The organism is Amycolatopsis sp. DSM 110486 (assembly GCF_019468465.1).
GTDB lineage: Bacteria > Actinomycetota > Actinomycetes > Mycobacteriales > Pseudonocardiaceae > Amycolatopsis.
Window position 1 is genome coordinate 7,316,262 of record NZ_CP080519.1, and the last position, 15,382, is coordinate 7,331,643.

General features: G+C 71.5%; 14 protein-coding genes. 10 read left to right on the forward strand and 4 right to left on the reverse strand.

Going from position 1 to position 15,382, the window contains the following annotated elements; genetic code table 11:
- Window positions 1–202 precede the first annotated feature (202 nt).
- The gene (locus K1T34_RS35475; RefSeq protein ID WP_220239085.1) at window positions 203–1,555 is read left to right on the forward strand and encodes an MFS transporter; all 1,353 of its coding nucleotides are present in this window, start codon (window positions 203–205) and stop codon (window positions 1,553–1,555) included.
- A complete protein-coding gene (locus tag K1T34_RS35480) occupies window positions 1,552–2,316 on the forward strand; it encodes an N-acyl homoserine lactonase family protein (RefSeq protein WP_220239086.1) in 765 nt (254 codons plus the stop codon). Before K1T34_RS35475 ends, K1T34_RS35480 begins: the two co-directional genes overlap by 4 nt.
- Window positions 2,317–2,321: 5 nt before the next feature.
- On the opposite strand, the gene K1T34_RS35485 is transcribed toward K1T34_RS35480, so the two are convergent.
- On the reverse strand, window positions 2,322–2,978 hold the full coding sequence (locus tag K1T34_RS35485; RefSeq protein ID WP_220239087.1) for a TetR/AcrR family transcriptional regulator: 657 nt from the start codon (window positions 2,976–2,978) through the stop codon (window positions 2,322–2,324).
- Window positions 2,979–3,135: 157 nt separating this feature from the next.
- Here K1T34_RS35485 and K1T34_RS35490 point away from each other — a divergent pair, with 157 nt between their 5' ends.
- Complete coding sequence (locus K1T34_RS35490; protein WP_370643852.1) at window positions 3,136–4,005, forward strand: shikimate dehydrogenase; 870 nt, start codon at window positions 3,136–3,138, stop codon at window positions 4,003–4,005.
- Window positions 3,992–5,803, forward strand: coding sequence for a bifunctional sugar phosphate isomerase/epimerase/4-hydroxyphenylpyruvate dioxygenase family protein (locus K1T34_RS35495; protein ID WP_220239088.1), 1,812 nt, complete (start codon window positions 3,992–3,994; stop codon window positions 5,801–5,803). Before K1T34_RS35490 ends, K1T34_RS35495 begins: the two co-directional genes overlap by 14 nt.
- Window positions 5,804–5,809: 6 nt before the next feature.
- Here K1T34_RS35495 and K1T34_RS35500 read toward each other — a convergent pair whose 3' ends face one another.
- Window positions 5,810–6,982 (reverse strand): citrate/2-methylcitrate synthase, encoded by a 1,173-nt coding sequence (locus tag K1T34_RS35500; protein WP_220239089.1) that lies wholly within the window; start codon window positions 6,980–6,982, stop codon window positions 5,810–5,812.
- A 193-nt stretch (window positions 6,983–7,175) separates the two neighbouring features.
- Between K1T34_RS35500 and K1T34_RS35505 the strand changes: the two genes are divergently transcribed.
- The 6 genes from K1T34_RS35505 to K1T34_RS35530 all read left to right on the forward strand — a co-directional run bounded on the left by K1T34_RS35505 (window position 7,176) and on the right by K1T34_RS35530 (window position 13,117).
- Window positions 7,176–8,246, forward strand: coding sequence for an isocitrate/isopropylmalate dehydrogenase family protein (locus tag K1T34_RS35505; RefSeq protein ID WP_255637786.1), 1,071 nt, complete (start codon window positions 7,176–7,178; stop codon window positions 8,244–8,246).
- A 34-nt stretch (window positions 8,247–8,280) separates the two neighbouring features.
- On the forward strand, window positions 8,281–9,612 hold the full coding sequence (locus tag K1T34_RS35510; protein ID WP_220239091.1) for an MFS transporter: 1,332 nt from the start codon (window positions 8,281–8,283) through the stop codon (window positions 9,610–9,612).
- On the forward strand, window positions 9,609–10,352 hold the full coding sequence (locus tag K1T34_RS35515) for an MBL fold metallo-hydrolase (RefSeq protein WP_220239092.1): 744 nt from the start codon (window positions 9,609–9,611) through the stop codon (window positions 10,350–10,352). Before K1T34_RS35510 ends, K1T34_RS35515 begins: the two co-directional genes overlap by 4 nt.
- Complete coding sequence (locus K1T34_RS35520; RefSeq protein WP_220239093.1) at window positions 10,349–11,386, forward strand: Ldh family oxidoreductase; 1,038 nt, start codon at window positions 10,349–10,351, stop codon at window positions 11,384–11,386. Before K1T34_RS35515 ends, K1T34_RS35520 begins: the two co-directional genes overlap by 4 nt.
- Window positions 11,387–11,391: 5 nt before the next feature.
- Window positions 11,392–12,225 carry an amidohydrolase gene (locus K1T34_RS35525; RefSeq protein ID WP_220239094.1) on the forward strand — a complete coding sequence of 278 codons (834 nt, stop codon included), beginning with the start codon at window positions 11,392–11,394 and terminating at the stop codon, window positions 12,223–12,225.
- A 94-nt stretch (window positions 12,226–12,319) separates the two neighbouring features.
- Complete coding sequence (locus K1T34_RS35530; RefSeq protein ID WP_220239095.1) at window positions 12,320–13,117, forward strand: thioesterase family protein; 798 nt, start codon at window positions 12,320–12,322, stop codon at window positions 13,115–13,117.
- Window positions 13,118–13,229: 112 nt separating this feature from the next.
- Here the strand turns inward: K1T34_RS35530 and K1T34_RS35535 are convergent, their stop codons facing one another.
- The gene (locus K1T34_RS35535) at window positions 13,230–14,417 is read right to left on the reverse strand and encodes an NAD(P)/FAD-dependent oxidoreductase (protein ID WP_220239096.1); all 1,188 of its coding nucleotides are present in this window, start codon (window positions 14,415–14,417) and stop codon (window positions 13,230–13,232) included.
- A 17-nt stretch (window positions 14,418–14,434) separates the two neighbouring features.
- A complete protein-coding gene (locus tag K1T34_RS35540) occupies window positions 14,435–15,370 on the reverse strand; it encodes an alpha/beta fold hydrolase (RefSeq protein WP_220239097.1) in 936 nt (311 codons plus the stop codon).
- Window positions 15,371–15,382: the final 12 nt, after the last annotated feature.

The following is a 15,382-nucleotide window of genomic DNA, read 5'->3' on the forward strand; positions in this document are numbered from 1 at the left end:
ACCCCTGACCACCATGGGTTTCCGGTGCGTTTCGCGCACTCTCCACACAGGATCGCTCCGCGGTCCGTCGCGCCCGGACGGAGTCGATCTTGTGTCGAAACTCGTCCTTGACAACCTCGGGTGCGCCCTTCACTCTCTCTAATTAACCGCACGGTACATTAGCCGTCGGGCGAGGCAACGGTGCACCGCAGAGGAGACAAAAGTGAACGGTCGAGGAGATCGAGCGGCGCCCGCCGCGGGCCGGCCCGCGAAAGCGGCGCTCGCCGCCTGGATCGGCAGCGCGCTCGAGTACTACGACTTCTTCATCTACGGCACCGCGGCCGCGCTGGTCTTCGGCAAGATCTTCTTCCCGGCGTCCTCACCGGCCGCGGGCACGCTGCTGGCCTTGTCGACGTTCGGCGTCGGCTACGTCACGCGTCCCCTCGGCGCGCTGCTGCTCGGCCACCTGGGCGACCGGTTCGGCCGCAAACGCGTGCTCATCGCGACGCTGCTGCTCATGGGTCTGTCCACAGTGCTCGTCGGCTGCCTGCCCAGCTACGAAGCGCTCGGCGTCGCGTCGCCGGTGCTGCTCGTCGTTTTGCGGCTGCTGCAAGGGCTTTCCGCCGGCGGCGAGCAGGCCAGCGCCAACTCGATGAGCCTGGAGCACGCGCCGGAACACCGCCGCGCGTACTACACGAGCTTCACCCTCAGCGGCACCCAAGCCGGCCAGATCGTGGCCACGGCGGTGTTCCTGCCCGTCGCCGCGCTGCCGCAGGACGCGCTGTTGTCGTGGGGCTGGCGCGTGCCGTTCTGGCTCAGCGCCGTGATGGTCGCGGTCGGGTACTTCATTCGCCGATCGGTGGAGGAGACGCCGGTGTTCCGCGAGGAGGTCGCCGCCGGCGAGGTCGTCCGGCTGCCGCTCGCCGTGCTGCTGCGCGACCACTGGGCCGACGTCCTGCGTGTGATCGTCGCCGCGCTCATCGCCTCCGTCAGCACGATCTTCACCGTCTACGCGTTGAGCTACGCCGTGAACACGGTGGGGCTGAGCAAAACGCCGATGCTGTGGGTCGGCGTGCTCGCCAACGTCGCGGCCGTGATCTCGATTCCGCTGTGGGCCAAGCTGTCCGACCGCAAGGGCCGCAGGAAGATCTTCATCGCGGGCTCGCTGGGCTGCGCGGTGCTCATCTTCGGCTACCTCGGCGCGATCGCCGCCGGCAGCTACGTGTGGATCTTCGTGCTCGGCATCGGCATGTTCGGCATCGTCTACACCGCGACGAGCGCCATCTGGCCCTCGTTCTACGGCGAGATGTTCCCGGCCCGCGTGCGCCTGTCGGGCACCGCGATCGGCACGCAGATCGGCTTCGCCATCAGCGGTTTCCTGCCGAGCGTGGCAGCGGCCGTCGCCGGTGACGGGCGGGGCGCGTGGCTCGGCGTCGCGATCTTCACCGCGGGTCTGTGCGTGGTCAACGCGATCGCCGTGGCCACCGGCCGCGAGACCTACCGCGTCCCGACCGCGTTGCTCGGCCTGAAGAACGCGCCGGCGCGGCAGGCGAGTGAGGTCGGCGTCCAGAAGTGAGCACGTTCGAGGTCCACGCCCTGTGCTACGCCCGGCGCGACGGCGTCCGCGGAGACCACTTCCTGGGCTACCGCAAGGATTCCACCGAGCCGCACCCGACGGCGTACTACGTGTGGCTCGCCGTCTCACCGGAGCACACGGTGCTCGTCGACGCCGGGATGCACCCGCGGCGCGCGGCGGAAGTGCCCGGGCTGGAGTACACCGACCCGCTGGCTGTGCTCGCGGAGTTCGGCGTCGAGCCCGAAGGCGTGGACCACGTGGTGCTCACCCACTTGCACTACGACCACGCCGGCCGGGCGAGCGCCTTCCCGGACGCGACCTGCGTCGTGCAGCAGTCCGAAATGGACTACTGGACCGGGCCGTGGGCCACGCGCATCACGCGCGAACACTGGCTGCTGGACGAGGTCGAGCTGCACCGGCTCCGGGCCCACGACCGCCTGCGGCTCGTCGACGGTGACGCCGACGTCGTTCCCGGTCTCAGCGTCCACCTCGTCGGCGGGCACACCGCCGGCACGCAGGTGGTGCGGATCGCCACCGCGGCCGGCCCGGTCGTGGTCGCCTCCGACGCCAGCCACTTCTACGAGAACCTCGAGGCCGACCTCCCCGCGCCGTTGCTGCACTCGACCACCGGGGTGTATGGCGGGTTCGACCGCATCCGGGAGCTGGCCGGGGCGTCGGGGATCTTCCTGCCGGGCCACGATCCGCGCGTGCTCGACCGCTACCCGACCCACCCGTCCGGCCGGATCGCGAGGATCGCGTGAGGGCCTCAGCTCGCGGTCAGGTAGCTCACGAGCAGGTCGCCGAGCATGCGCCGGTGGTGCTCGCGCGTGGCCGGGTCGAGCAGGTCGCGGCCGAAGATCGCGTTGAACGTGTAGCGGTTCGCGGTGCGGAACACGCAGAACGCGCTGATGGCCATGTGCACGTCGAGCGCGTCCACGTCCTCGCGGAAGAGCCCGGCCGCGCGGCCGCGTTCGAGAATGCGGGTGAGCACGTCGAGCGCCGGGTTGGCGAGCGTCGACAATGTGGTGGAACGCGCGATGTGCTCGGCGCGGTGGATGTTCTCGATGCTCACCAGCCGCACGAAGCCGGGGTGGGACTCGTGGTGGTCGAAGGTGAGCTCGGCGAGCTGGCGGATCGCGTCGACCGGGTCGAGGTGGTCGACGTCGAGCTCCTGCTCCAGCGAGCGGATCACCGTGTAGGCCCGCTCCAGCACCGTGACGAAGAGCTGGTCCTTGCTGGTGAAGTAGTAGTAGATCATCCGCTTGGTGGTGCGGGTCTTCGCCGCGATTTCCTCCACACGGGCGCCGTCGTAGCCCTTCTCGGCGAACTCCGCGGCGGCGACGTCGAGGATCTCGGCCCTGGTCCGCTCCGCGTCGCGGGTGCGGTCTTTCCCGGCGGCGTCTTCCGGCGACGGTGCGGCCACGGACGTCCCTTCTCCCTCCGGACGGATCTCGTCCCACTGTAGGCCGCTTCGCCGCGAACCCGCCCGGCACCACCGGCTCGTCGAAAGGAAACCTGTGTACCCAGCCACGGTCGTGGACGCGGTCCGCGAGCACGCCCGCCGCTCCGGCCCGGGCACCGTGCTCGCCGGGCTCGTCGGTTCGGGCATCGGCCCGTCGCTGAGCCCGCCGCTGCACGAGGCCGAGGCGCGCCGGCTCGGCGTGCGGCTCGCCTACGGCCGCTTCGACCTCGACGACTGGGGCCTGCCCGCGAACGCCGCGGGCGAGGTGGTGGCGGCCGCGCGTGCCGCGGGCTACGCCGGGCTCAACGTGACGCACCCGTGCAAGCAGGTCGTGCTGGACTACCTCGACGAGCTGTCGGCCGACGCCGCCGCGCTCGCCGCCGTGAACACCGTGGTGTTCCGCGAAGGCACGGCGGCCGGGCACAACACCGACTGGTCCGGCTTCGCGCGTGGTCTCGAAACGGGGCTGCCGGGCGTGCCGCTGGGCTCCGTCGTGCTGCTGGGCGCGGGCGGTGCCGGAGCGGCCGTCGCCCACGGCCTGCTCACGCTCGGCGCGGGCCGCGTGCGCGTGCTCGACCTGGACCCCGCGCGGGCCGAGGCGCTCGCCGCGGCACTGCAAGCGCGCTTCGGTGCGGAGCGGGCTTCGGCCGGCGGCTCGGTGGCGTCGGCCCTGGCCACCGCTGACGGTCTGGTCCACGCCACTCCCGTCGGCATGGCCGCGCACCCGGGCCTGCCGCTGCCGGCCGAGCTGCTGGACCCGCGGCTGTGGGTCGCGGAGGTCGTGTACCGGCCGCTGGAGACGGAGCTCGTGCGCGTCGCCTCCGAACGCGGCTGCCGCGTGCTCGACGGCGGCCGGATGGCCGTGTTCCAGGCCGCCGACGCGCTCGCGTTGTTCACCGGCGCCGAACCCGACGCCGCCCGCATGCGGCGGCACTTCGACCGCCTCGCCGCCCCAGGGGAAAGGGAACCCGCCGATGTCCTCGACTGAAGTGCAGACTGAGTTCCGTCGCGCGATCGCCACCGTCTGCCTGTCCGGCACGCTCGAGGACAAGCTGACCGCCGCCGCGGCCGCCGGGTTCGACGGCGTGGAGATCTTCGAGAGCGACCTCCTCGCCTCGCCGTGGTCGCCGAAGCAGGTGCGCGAGCACTGCGCGGACCTCGGCCTGTCGGTGGACCTCTACCAGCCGTTCCGCGACTTCGAGGCCGTGGCTCCCGCCGTGCTCGCGGCGAACCTGCGCCGCGCGGAGCTCAAGTTCGACGTGATGGAGCAGCTCGGCGCGGACACGATGCTCGTGTGCTCCTCGGTGTCCCCGGACGCGGTGGACGACGACGATCTCGCCGCCGAGCAGCTGCACACGCTGGCCGAGCGCGCCGCCGCGCGTGGGTTGCGGATCGCGTACGAAGCCCTGGCGTGGGGCCGGTTCGTGAACTCCTACGAGCACTCGTGGCGGATCGTGCGCCGCGCCGCGCACCCCGCGCTCGGGCTGTGCCTCGACAGCTTCCACATCCTGTCCAGGGGCAGTGATCCCGCCGCGATCCGGACGATCCCGGGGGAGAAGCTGTTCTTCCTCCAGCTGGCCGACGCGCCGCGGCTGGAGATGGACGTGCTGCAGTGGAGCCGCCACCACCGGCTCTTCCCGGGCCAGGGCGCGTTCGACCTCACGGCCTTCACCGGCCACGTGCGTGCGGCCGGTTACGACGGGCCGCTGTCGCTGGAGGTGTTCAACGACGTGTTCCGCCAGGCCGACCCCGGCCCGGCCGCCGTCGACGCCATGCGATCGCTGCTGGCGCTGGAGGAATCGCTCGGCACGACGACGTTGCCGGCCGCACCAGCGTTGAGCGGGCACGCGTTCACGGAGATCGCCACGGCCGGTGCCGAGGTCGGGCAGGCGTTGGCGGCACTCGGTTTCGCGCACGTCGGGCAGCACCGGACCAAACCCGTTGCACTGTGGCAGCAGGGCGAAGCGCGGATCCTCGTGAACTCCTCCGCCGCGGCCGAGGAGACCGCCTCCGTGGCCGCGCTGGGGGTGGAGAGCGCGGACCCGGTGACCTCGGCGGACCGTGCGCAGCGGCTGCTCGCGCCGGTGCTGCCGCGCACGCACAGCGCGGGAGAGGCCGATCTGTCCGCGGTCGCCGCGCCCGACGGCACCTCGGTGTTCTTCTGCCGCACCGGTCCCGGCGACAGCTGGCTCGACGATTTCGCCGCCGTGGCGGGAAAAACCGTCGACGCCGGAGTGACGGGTGTGGACCACGTGTCGCTGACGCAGCCGTTCGACCACTTCGACGAGGCCGCGCTGTTCTACCGCGCGGTGCTCGGCCTCGAACCGGATCCGGTCACGGAGTTCGCCGCGCCGTTCGGTCTGGTGCGCAGCCGCACGGTCAGCGGCGGCACCGTGCGCATCGCCCTGGACTCCGCCCTGCTGCGCCGCGGCGACTGGGCCCCGGGCGTGCGCGAACCGCAGCACATCGCCTTCACGACGGCCGACGCGCTCGCCAGCGCCCGCGCGATGCGCGCCCTCGGCGCCCCACTCCTGCCGATCCCCGGCAACTACTACGACGACCTCGACGCCCGCTTGGCCCCGCCGCCGGACCTGCTCGACGCCCTGCGCGCCCACTCGATCCTCTACGACCGCGACGAACACGGCGTCCTGCTGCACTTCTTCACCGAAATTCTCGGCGGGCGCGTGTTCTTCGAGGTCCTGCAACGCCTCGACGGCTACGCGGGCTACGGCGCCGTCAACGCGCCCGTCCGCATGGCCGCCCACCGCCGCAGCCGCCTCGCCTGAGTGTCCTCACCTGCCGGTGTAGGTCTCCAGCGAGTGCGCGATCCACCCCGCCGTGCGGGCGATCACGAACACCGCCTCACCGGCGCCCTCGGCCATGCCGTGCACGAAACACAAGGCACCCAACGCGAACTCGACGTTCGGCTCGAGATCGCGCCGGCGGCGGACGAGGTCTATGGCGGCCTCGACGATCGCGAGCCGTTCGGGGTCCGCGGGCGCCTCGGCGAGCAGGCGCAGCAGCTCCGACGCGCGGGGATCGGCACTGCGGTACCGCGGCTGCCCGAAGCCGGACAGCCGGTCGCCGCGCAGGAGGCGTTGTTCGAGCACCCGCGAAACCGAGGCGGGCGAAGCGATATCACCCAGCCACGCCTGCACGGCGAGTGACGAACCACCGCCCAGCAACAGTCCACTCGCGACACTCATGCCCGCGAGCACGGCCGAGTACGGGTCCGCCGCCTTGGCCGCGGCCTCGCGTACGGCACGCGTCGACGGGCCGAGGCCGTGGTCGGCCAGCAGGACCAGCGCGGCCGAGAGCACCGCGATCCGTTCCGGCGTCGCGGGTTCCGCTGTCAGCCGGCCCCACAGCCGCTCCGCAATGGGCCGGCCGCGCTCGCACACCGCGCCCGGCTGCGGCAGCGACTCCACGAACGCGGGCGCCATCGTGCGCGCCGCCGAGAGTACCGACGGCACGGACAGGTCGTAGCGGAACGAGTCGCGCGCGCCGAGCAGCGTCGCGGTGACCTTGAGCCGGTCGAGCGGCAGGCTGTCGGCCGGCATGGTGTCCTGCAGCCGGCGGATGGCGGAGACCAGCTCCGGTTCGAGGTCGCGCGCGGGCGCTACGTCGGGCTGCTCCCACAGCAGCTCGGCCACCTCTTCGTACGACGCCGTGCGCGCCAGCTCCACGGCGTCACGCTCGCGGTAGAGCAACGTGTCACCGTCGAGGCGCGCGACCTGGCTGGTGTCGGACGAGACCGCCGGCTCGTCGTCGTGCAGGAGCGTGCGCGTGCCCTTGCGCTGCCCGAAGCCCTCGACCTCGCTGCGCGAGAGCCAGCTGCGCCGGTCGCGGGGGAGCCGGTGGCGCTTCAGCAGGCCACGGCTGATGTAGGCGTACACCGTGCTCTGCTTGACCCCGAGGACGTCGGCTGCCTCGGCGATCGACAGCACCTCAGTGTCGGTGCTCACGACTGGTGACCCCTCCTCTTCCGGCAATCTCGTGCCGCGTTGACGATTCGCGGCGAGTCTAGTGACCACTGATGCTTGTCACGGAACAGAAACATCGGGTTGACAACGGATTCCGGACAGGCCTACGGTCTCGTCGTTCTCGTCAATGTTGACTCTCAATGTTGATTGTATTGATTTTCGAGGTGGAGTGCCAGTGCAGGTTCATGACATCGCCGTCATTCGCGGGGACGGGATCGGTCCCGAGCTGGTCGACGCCGCGCTCACCGTGCTGGGCGCGGTCACGGCCAAGAGCGGCTTCGAGCTTCACTACACCGATGTCGACGCCGGTGCCGACACCTACCGCCGAACCGGCGTGGCCTGCTCGCCCGAAGACCTCGACTACCTGCGCACCGCCGTCGCGGCCACGCTCAAAGGCCCGGTCGGCCTGCCCGACGTGCGGTTCCCGGACGGCACCGAGGCCGGCCTGCTCGGCGGCATCCTGCGGATCGGGCTCGACGCGTACGCCAACGTCCGCCCCGCGCTGCTGCTGCCCGGCGTCACGTCGGCGCTGGGCGGGGTGAAGGCCGGCGGCATCGACTACGTCATCGTCCGCGAGAACACCGAAGGCCTCTACGCCTCACGCGGCAAGGGCGTCGGCAACCGCTGGGCCGTGTCCGACACGCTCATGACCACCCGCGAGGGCACGCTGCGCATCTGCCGTCGCGCGTTCGAGCTCGCGGCGGCCCGCGGCGGCGCGCCCAACGACGGCAAACACCGCGTGACCTGCGTGGACAAGAGCAACGTGCTGCGCAGCCACGCGCTGTTCCGCGAGATCTTCTTCGAGGTCGCCGCCGGCTTCCCCGACGTCGAGACCGAGGTCCTCTACGCCGACGCCGCGGCCCAGGCCCTGGTGCTGCGTCCCGGCGACTTCGACGTGCTGGTGATGGAGAACTTCCTCGGCGACGTGCTCAGCGACCTCGGCGGCGCGACCGTCGGCGGCATCTCGCTGTGCGGCTCCGGAAACATCGGCGACGTCAGCGCGTACTTCGAGCCCATCCACGGCAGCGCGCCCTCGATCGCCGGCAAGGGCCTCGCGAACCCGATCGGGCAGATCCTCGCCGCCGCGATGATGCTCGACCACCTGCACCACGTCGCCGAGGGTGACCTCGTGCGCGCGGCCGTCGCCGGCGCGCTCGGGGCCGGCGACATCGGCATCCGCCCCGACGGCTCGGCGACGGGCGGCCCGACGGCCGTCGCCGAAGCGGTCGCGGCCCGGCTCACCTGACTCCTTTCCCGATGAAGAGAACGGAACACCCGTCATGAACACGGAGCTCGAGTTCACCGGCGCCCGCCGGCGCCGCATCATCATCGCGGCCTCCGCGGGCAACTTCGCCGAGTGGTACGACTGGGGCGTCTACGGCGTGGTCGCCACGATCATCGCCGCGAAGTTCTTCCCCGGCAACGATCCCGCCGTGGCGCTGCTCAACACCTACGCCGTGTTCGCGCTCGGCTACATCGCCCGCCCCATCGGCGGCATCTTCTTCGGCTGGATCGGCGACAAGTACGGCCGCCGCCGCGCGCTGTCGATCTCGATCCTGTTCACGTGCTTCGGCACCGCGCTCATGGGTGTGCTGCCCACCTATGCGCAGATCGGCCTCCTGGCACCGGTGCTGCTGCTCGTGTGTCGCCTCGCGCAGTCGATGGGCGCGGGCGGCGAGTACGCGAGCGCGATCAGCTTCGTGTTCGAGCACAGCCCGGCCGCGAAGCGCGCCCGCAACGTGAGCACGCTGATCGCCACCACGTTCATCGGGATCCTTTGTGGATCGCTGCTCGCGCGGGTGTTCTCGAGCATCCTCACGAAGGACGAGTACCAGACGTTCGGCTGGCGCATCCTGTTCCTCGTCGGCCTGCCACTGGCCGCGTTCGGCGTGTACCTGCGCTCGAAGGTCGAGGAGAGCCCGGAGTTCGAGCTGCTGGTCAAGGCGCGCGAGAAGGCGAAGGCCGCCGCCACTCCGCTGCGCGATGCCCTGCGCCTGCACTGGGTGCCGATCGTCATCTTCATCGTCTGCACCGCGAGCTACGCGCTGCTGAGCACCACCATCACGTCGTTCCTCACCACGTTCCTCATCAACGTCGGCAAGCTCGACAGCACCGAGGCCTACAACGCGACGATCGTGAGCAACGTGCTCGTCATCGCCGGCACGCTCGTGATGGGCCCGGTGGCGGACAAAATCGGGCTGCGCAAGGCGTTGAGCCTGACCGGGCTCGTGGTCGCGATCCTCGCGGTGCCGTCGCTGGCGCTCGCCGCGGGTGGCGGGGTCGGCGCGTTCACCGGCGGCGCGCTCATCGGTGCCTGCAAGGGGCTGCTCGCACTGCCGGCGCTGCTCGCGATCAGCCAGATCTTCCCGACGGCCGTGCGCGTCACGGCGGGGGCGCTCGCCTACAACGTGGCGCAGGCCGTGTTCGGCGGCACCGGCCCGATCATCGGCGTGTGGCTCAACGACGTGACCGGCGGCCCGTACGGCCTCGGTGTGTACCTGGCCGTGCTCGGCCTGGTGACGGCGATCGTCGCGTTCCGCGCGCGGCGTACGTTCGACCACGACGAGGCCGTGGTCCCCGTTGCCGACGTGGTTTCCCCGGAGGCGCGGTGAACATCCTTCCGCTGACCCAGGGTTATCCCGGCAAGAGCACCCAGCACGGCGGGCTCGGCTGGAGCAGCGTCACCCTCGTGCGCCACGGCGAGCGGCTGATCCTGGCCGACACGGGCTCGTTCGGAATGCGCTCTCTGCTCGCGCAGCGGCTGGCGGGCCACGGCGTGGATCCGGGCGAGGTCACCGACATCCTGCTCACGCACGCGCACTACGACCACGCCGCGAACTACCTGCTCTTCCCGTCGGCCACCGTGTGGGTGGGCGCGGCGGAGCTGGAATGGGCGGCGGGGCGCGAGCCGGGGTTCGACCCGTTGCCCGAGCTGTACGCCGCCGATCTGGCGAGCAACCCGCGGACGCGGCGGGTGAGCGAAGACGGCGAGATCTTCCCCGGCGTCGAGGCGTTCGCCGCGGCCGGGCACACGCCGGGCTCGCTCGTGTTCCGGGTGGCCGGTTCCGTGCTGTTCAGCGGCGACGCCGCGAAGAACCGCGCGGAGCTGCTGGGCGGCGATGTCGACATGACGCTCGACCGCGACGCGAGCCGCGCGTCCGTACACAAGATCCTCACCCTGTGGCGGGAACACCCGGACACGCTGCTCGTGCCGGGCCACGACGTGCCGATGCTGTGGCACGACCGTCCTGTTTACACGGACACCCGGCGAGCCGGGATCCGTTCGTGGTTCGGCGAAGACCTCGCCGCGACCACCGAGTTCGACCTGACCGAAGGAGAAGACCACCGATGACCGGCGACACCCAGATCACCGCCGAGGACCTGCGCGGGCTGGCGGCCCGCGCGCTGGCGGGAAACGGGATGTCCGAAGAGGACTCCGCGCGCGTCGCCGACGTGCTGGTGCTCGCCGACCTCTTCGGCATCCGCACACACGGCGTCGCGCGGATCCCGCAGTACCTCGACCGCGCGCGCCTCGGCGGCGTCGACCTGCACGCGAAGGTGGCGGTGGACCAGGTCGCGCCGGCGCTGTCGCGAGTGGACGGTGCCAACGGCATCGGGCCGCTGGTCGGCTCGCACGCGCTGGACGCGGCGCTGGCCTCGGCCCGGGCGACCGGCCTGGGGGCGGCCTTTGTGCGTGGCAGCAACCACTTCGGACCAGTGATGCCGTACCTGTTCCGCGCGGCGGAGCAGGGGTTCGCGGCGATCATCGCGAGCAACGCGACCACCACGATCGCCCCGTGGGGCGGCCGTGAGGCGCGGCTGGGCAACAACCCGCTCGGCATCGGCGTGCCCACGCCCGGCGGTGACCCGGTGCTGCTGGACATCGCGATGAGCGTGGCGGCGCGCGCGAAGATCCGCGCGGCCGCGGCGGCGGAGGAGTCCATACCGGACACCTGGGCCACCGACCGCGACGGCAAGCCGACGACGGATCCCGCGGCCGCGTTGGACGGGTTCCTGCAGCCGCTGGGCGGGCACAAGGGTTACGGCCTGTCGGTGATGGTCGACCTGTTCGCCGGCGTGCTCTCCGGTGCCGGGTACCTCACGCGCATCAGCTCGTGGAGCGTCGATCCGGAGCGGCCGCAGAACCTGGGCCACGTGTTCTTCCTGATCGACGCGTCGAAGCTCGTGCCCGGTGCCGAGCTGGCGTCCCGGATGGACGATTTCGCCGGCATCCTGCACACCACGCCGCCCGCGGACCCGACGCAGCCCGTGCGGCTGCCGGGTGAGTTCGAGCTCGCGCGCTACCACCGGCAGCTGCGCGACGGCGTGCCGGTCGACGACGGCGTGCTGGCCCGGCTGTCCGAGTTCGCGGGCGCCGTGCGGTGACGAGGGTGCCCTCCGGTTCGTGCGACTGTCACGTGCACGTCTTCGACCCGCGGTTCCCCTACGCCGGGGACCGGGCCTACACGCCCGGCCCGGCGAGCGGCGAGCAGCTGGACGAGCTGCACTGGCGGCTCGGCGTGAGCCGGGCGGTGCTCGTGCAGCCGAGCCCGTACGGCACGGACAACTCGTGCCTGCTCGCGCAGCTGCGCGTCCGGGGTGACCGGGCGCGCGGTGTCGTGGTGTTCGACCCCGCCGCGCCGGCGCCACTGGGGGAGTGGCACGCCCTGGGGGTGCGCGGGGCGCGGGTGAACCTGGCGACGTTCGCGGTCGACGATCCGGCCGTGGCCCTCGCGCCGCTGCGCGCGACCGCGGCGGCCATCGCGGACCTCGGCTGGCACCTGCAGGTGTTCACGGAGCTGTCCGTGGTCGCGGCGCTGGCCGACGACCTCGCGCGGCTGCCGGTGCCGGTCGTCCTCGACCATTTCGCGCTCGCTTCTCCCGACCTCGGTCAGCCCGGGTTGCCCGAGCTGACCGACCTCCTGCGATCCGGTGCGGCGTACGTCAAGCTCTCTGCGCCGCACCGGATTTCCACTGCTCTCGACCACGCGGACGTCGCGCCGCTGGCTCGCGCGTTGGCGGCCGCCGCTCCGGACCGGTTGCTGTGGGGCACGGACTGGCCCCACACCGGTGGCCGGCCGCGCACTCCGGGCAACCGCCTGAGCGTCGAGCCGTTCGAGCCGATCGACGACGCACGGGCGTTGGCCCGGCTTCTCGAATGGACCGGCCCGGACGTGGGCCGAAGGATCCTGGTCGACAACCCGGTCGGGCTGTACGGGTTCTGACGGGCGTGGTGTCCGTCTCACTCGACGGGCACGCAGGGACCGGGCGAGCTAAGTTGCGCGGAACAACCCTCTGCCCGGCGAGGAGGCGGTCCTGGTGAGCACGACGACCTTCGCCGCGGTGTCCGCCGTCAAACGGCGGTCGCCCGGCGGTTTCGACGCGGACATCAGCCCGCAGTGGACGATCGGCGGCAAGCCCAACGGCGGTTACCTGCTGGCGCTGATCGCGCGCGCCGCCGTCACCGAGCGCGAGCACTTCGACGTGCTCGCCGCCAGCGCCCACTACCTGCGCTCACCCGACCCGGGCCCGGCCGAGGTCGAGATCGAGACGCTGCGCACCGGCCGCAACTCGAGCCAGGTGCGCGGCCGGCTGGTGCAGGAGGGCAAGACGGCCGTCGAGGCCCTGTTCACCGTCGGCACGCTGGCCGACGGCGAACCGTACTGGCAGGACGGTCTGCCCGATCCGCGGCTCGAGGTGGACTCCCCGTTCCGCGTCCCGGGCGCCACGCCGTCCGGGCTGCCGGTGTCGATCATGGACGAGATCGAGGTCCGCCTGGACACCACCAGCGCGCGGGTGTTCACCGCGGGCCCCTCCGGCGGCGGCGAGCTCGTCGGCCGCCTCGCGTTGCCGGGCGACGAACCGTTCGACCCGGTGAGCCTGCTGTTCGCCGTCGACGCGTTCCCGCCGGCCACCTTCGACATCTCGGCCAGCGGCTGGGTGCCGACCCTCGAGCTCACGGCCTACGTCCGTGCCCGCCCGGCCCCCGGCCCGCTCCGCGTGCTCCACCGCGCCCACCTGATCACCGACGGCCGCGTCGACGAGTCCTGCCACATCTGGGACAGCACCGGCAAACTGGTCGCCCAGGGCACCCAGCTCGCCGGCATCCGCCTCTAGCACCGCCCCCCAATATGGCGTTGGTACTCAACGCACCCGATGTGGCGTTCGGTGCGTTGAACGCACCGAACGCCACATCGGGGCGTTTGGGGAGGGGGGAGAGAGCAGGGCGTCAGCCGAGGGAAGCAGCCCTGGCCACGCTGTTGAGCAGCGACGAGTTCATCAGGAACTTCAGCTCCAGCTCCGGATCGTCGCCCAGTGCGGCGAGTTCGGAGAGCCGCTCCTTGCGCCGCACGGGATCCTTCTCTTCGAGCCGGCGCTTGTTGGTCACGGTCTGCTGCTGCACGAACTCGATGTTCACGGTGCGCCGCCGCACGGTGTAGCGGTCGAGCACGGATTCGTCGCGGCTGCCGGCGAACTCGTGCAGCGAAGAGGCCAGCTCCACGGCGTCGTGGATGCCGCAGTTGAGGCCCAGCCCGCCGATGGGGTTGTTCACGTGGGCGGCGTCGCCCGCGAGGAACACGCGCCCGGCGCGGAAGTCCTTCGCCACGCGCTGGTGCACGTTGTACAGCTTGCGGTGCACCAGCTCATCGGCCGGGTTGCCCGACAGCGCGAGTCCCGCCAGCCGGGCCCGCGCACCCTCGTCACCGACGGCTTCCTCGTCGGATTCGCCCACCGTGGTGGGGAAAACGGCGCGCCAGCGGCCCTTGCCGTCGTCACCCGCGACCTTGAACAAGTTGACCCACTCCCGCGGGTCGGCCCAGTAGTTGCGGTAGCTGCAGTCCAGTTCGGACTGGAAGTCGAACAGCGTGGTGAGCACCAGGAACCGCTCGGGCCAGGTGTAGCCCTCGAACTCGATCCCGAGCGCCTTGCGTACGGTACTGCGCCCACCGTCGGACCCGAGCACGAAGTCGGCTTCGATCGGGCCGTCCGCGGTGTGCACGGTGGCCGAGTCCGCCGTCTGCGTCACGCCGGTCACCGGCTGTCCGAACCGGACGTCCACTCCGGACAGCCGTTCCAGCACCATGTTCACGATCTTGTGCTGCTCGATCTGGACCACGAACGGGTAAGGCGTCGCGTCGCGCAGCACGTCGTGGTCCAGCCGGGTGATCATCGACCGCTCCGGCCGGTCCCAGAAGTCGAAGTACCGCGCGACGAGCCCGCGCTCCACCACGTCGTCCATCAGGCCCAGCTCACCGAGCATCGCGAGGGTGGACGGGTGCACGGTCGCCGCGCGCGGTGCGTCCTCCACTCCCTGCTCGGCTTCCAGCAGCGTCACGTCGAACCCCCGCCGGGCGGCGGCCAGCGCGAACACCGCGCCGACCGGACCCGCGCCCACGACCACAACACGCTGTCCCATGGTGTTCCAATCCCCTTTCAGTCGAGTTTCGCGAGCCAGCCGGCCACGGTGTCCACCAGCGACTCGCCCGAGCCGTCGAAGCGGTGCCCCTCCGTGCCTTCCGGCGAGGGCAGCGACACCGACGTGACCGACGGCGAGATGCCCTGCTCCAGCGCCGCCTCCAGCCAGCCGGGCTCGAAGTCGTGGATCACGGTGTCGTGCTGGTCGCGCACCATGAGGATCGGGTTCGGCACGCGGGTGATCCACTCGACGCTGCGCGCGCCCGCGGTGCCCGTGCGCCGGTAGGTGAGGAAGTGCTGCGCCGTCACCGCAACCGAGCGCCCGCCGAGCCACGACATCTGCGTGGACAGCGTGCGGCCGAAGTCGCCGGCCTGCGCGGCCGCCACGGCCTCCTCGGTCAACGCGCGGTAGGCGGCCTCGTCGTTGATGAGCAGGTGGCGCGACTTCCACGGCAGGTCCGCGAACATCCCGGTCAGCGCGATGCCCGCGGTCTCCGGGTGCCAGTGCGTGGCCGCGAAGTACGAAACCTGCGACGTGCCCAGGCTGTGCCCGTGCAGCACGATCTTCGAGTAGCCCAGCGAACGCGCGGTCCAGTACGCGGCCTCGATGTCGCGCACGGTCGCGTAGAAGTTGTCGGTGTTCACGGCGTCGCCCGACTGGCGGGTGTTGATCGCGAGCACCGGCACGCCGCGGCCGCTGAGGCCCAGCGCCAGCGTGCGCACCGGCAGGCTGCCGATGCTGCCGCCGCTGCCGTGCACGCTCAGCACGAGCGGTGCGTCGGGCAGCGGCTCGGCCGGCACCAGGTGCGCGGCCGGGCCGGAACGTCCGTCGAGCGAGGTGATCTCGTAGTACTGCAACGACACGCCGTCGGGCGCGTGGAAGTCGAGCAGGGATTCCGGTGTCTCCGCGGGCCGGTAGGTGACCGCCGCGGCCGTTCTGTCCTCAGTGGACACTTGTCGTGCTCC